This window comes from Ruegeria sp. CK2 (assembly GCF_056536585.1).
The window spans coordinates 1-2,564 of the sequence record NZ_JBQFPW010000052.1; the positions used below are offsets into that span (position 1 = coordinate 1).

The window sequence follows — 2,564 nt, forward strand, 5'->3', positions numbered from 1 at the left end:
GACATCGCGCTCAACACCCAACCGCGGCCATCCTCCGCCTCGGTCAGCGTATAGAGGTGGGCCCCCGAGACAACTGCTTGCGCCCCGTCCGGGGTGACGTGGTTGCCATCCACAAGGGTGAACGTTCCATTAAACGTTCCGCCAACAGAGACCACGTCGATCTCCAGCGGTGTGTCTTCGTCACCGGCACTGTCCAGGTTGGTGATTGACAGCATCATCTCGCCCGACGCGTCGCCCTTGATCTCAAGCCTGTCGGTGTTCGCATCATTGCCAGCGAGAACTGCATCCAGGGCAAAGACACTTGTTCCCGAACCGGTGTAGTCCCCCTCAACGGTGATGACATCATCCGTAGCCCCGTCCTGTACGCTTAAGACGACAGCGCCATTGTTGATCACATCACCTGCAATGGTGATCCCCCCTTCCCCGCCAGAGGCACGGAACTCAGACCCGGTGTTGATGGACAACTGATCTATATCGAGCCGGGTAAGTTCATTCAGGCGCAGGTTTGTGTCATTCAGCGTGACCCGCTCCCAGTTGCGGAAGTTCTCTGCCGTGTTGCTGATGGTCTGGCCGTGCAGGGTCAGCTGATCGTTGTCGCCTGCACCACCATCCAGAACGTGGGATCCGTCATAGGTGCTTCTGTCGAAAATCGTGACGGTATCGTCACCCGCACCGCCATAAATGCCACCGGCGAAACTGCCATCTTCTATGTCCAGGATATTTTTACCCCCCACAAGACGAATATCCCCGGTGAAACGGCCACGTTCCAAGGTCAAGGTATTGTTGCCCTCACTGCCATAGACATCGCCGGTGATGCTTCCGCCTGTCACAATCAGTTTGTCGTTCCCCGCATCAAGACGAATATCCCCGGTGATTGTCCCTGCAGAGGTGATGAACGCGGTACCGTCGTCGCCTGCGCCAGGGGCACCAGCCGCCCCGAAAGTCATCGTGTGTATCGCAATGCCAGAAGCCCCGGCATTCACATTGGCGGTGCTGGCGATATCAATTGTCCCGGTGTCGCTGGACATCGTTCGGATCGCAGCACCGTTGCCCGCCCCGCCCTTCACAGACCCGTCCACGTCTATGTCAAAGCCTCTTGCGCCTAACGTAACTCTGGGGCTGAGAGAGTTTTGATCCACAGTCACCTCATTCCCTGAAACGCGAATCCCGTCTGAATCCACTCCTTCAGCTGTGACCCTGGCATGCGTCCCCAGCGTGACAAACGCCTTCGCCTGCGACCCCGAGGCCAAGCCCGGCGCAGTCCGTACGCGATTCGCCAACGCTTGCGCTTCTGATTCCGCCCAGATCCCGTGAGACCCATTCCCACGCGTGGTGACTGTGCCTGCATCCATGTCCACGGTCACGTCGCCAGAGCCACTGGTGTCCGCCAAAATCCCATAGGAGGCGTTCTTATTCGTCTCGATAGACCCCCCGATCATTTTCACCTTCACCTCTTCGTCATTGTCCGGGTTGTCAATCCGCGAATAAAGCCCGTAAGATCCTTCACCATTCACGGTGATTTTGCCGCCCTCCATTTCCACCAGCGCTTCGCCTTTGCCGTCATTGGCTGCCGCAGAAGCTCCACTGGAATTTACACCGTTAATGATGATCGTCCCGGCTTTCATTCTCGCTGTCGCCGTCCCCCCGGATGCATTATCAGCGAGGCCGCTCGCCGCCCGAAGCCCGTGCGCCCCGTTTCCATTCGTGGTGATCCTGCTGTTGATGCCATCCATTTCCGCTAACGTATTGCCAACGCCTGGGGTCGTCGCCCGAATCGCAGTACTTGCCCTGCTATCGATCGTCCCTCCGGTCATTCTCGCCGTCATATTGGACTTAATAAGACTCCTTCGGGCCGCATTTGGGTTGTTCGCCCCGTAATCCGCCACAACCGCGTAAGCATTCGCCCCTTCCGTGGTGATTTTTCCGCCCTTCATGTGCGCAATTGCAAAGGAGAATTCGCTTGTGGCACGGGTCGTTGCCCGAAGGCCGAGACCACCGTTATTCTTCGTGTGAATTACGCTATCTGCTTCACTCATTTCCGCCGTCACCGTGCCTACATAAAGCTCTTCGTGAGCACCTGCGTAGACTGCGGCTGTATCCGTCCCTACCACCTCCTCGAGGATGATTAAGCCTCCACTCATTCCCGCAGTCACAACGCCAGCACTGCCATGGGTGAACGCTGAAACCCCGTTGGAATTTGAACCGGCAGCAATGGTAGTCTTTCCTCCGGTCATTGTCGCTGTTGCGTTATTTGTGCTTGCGGTGTTAACAATCTTCGCCCTAAGCCCGTCAAAATCGCGCTTGTTGATTGTGATGTTATCGTCACTATCTATAGTGACGTCCTTGTCACCATCCAGTTGGGCGTGCACACTTCCAGTACCTGTGGTGAACGCCGAAACCCCGTGACTGTCGCCATCGACCTTCCCGCTGCCCATGCGCACAGAAAGATTAGCCGTACCCGTCCCATTCACCTGCACCCCGGAGCCATTCACCGTGATGTCTGGGTCGTTGAGTTCCAGAGTTAAGTTATTTGATCCGGTATAGGTGATGCCATCATCGTAGGG

1 protein-coding gene is annotated in these 2,564 nt (G+C 56.8%); it reads right to left on the reverse strand.

The window, feature by feature from the left end; genetic code table 11:
• On the reverse strand, window positions 1-2,435 hold a 2,435-nt coding region (locus ACR0BU_RS24620; protein ID WP_480755784.1), incomplete at its 3' end, for an autotransporter outer membrane beta-barrel domain-containing protein.
• Between the last annotated feature and the right edge of the window lie 129 nt (window positions 2,436-2,564).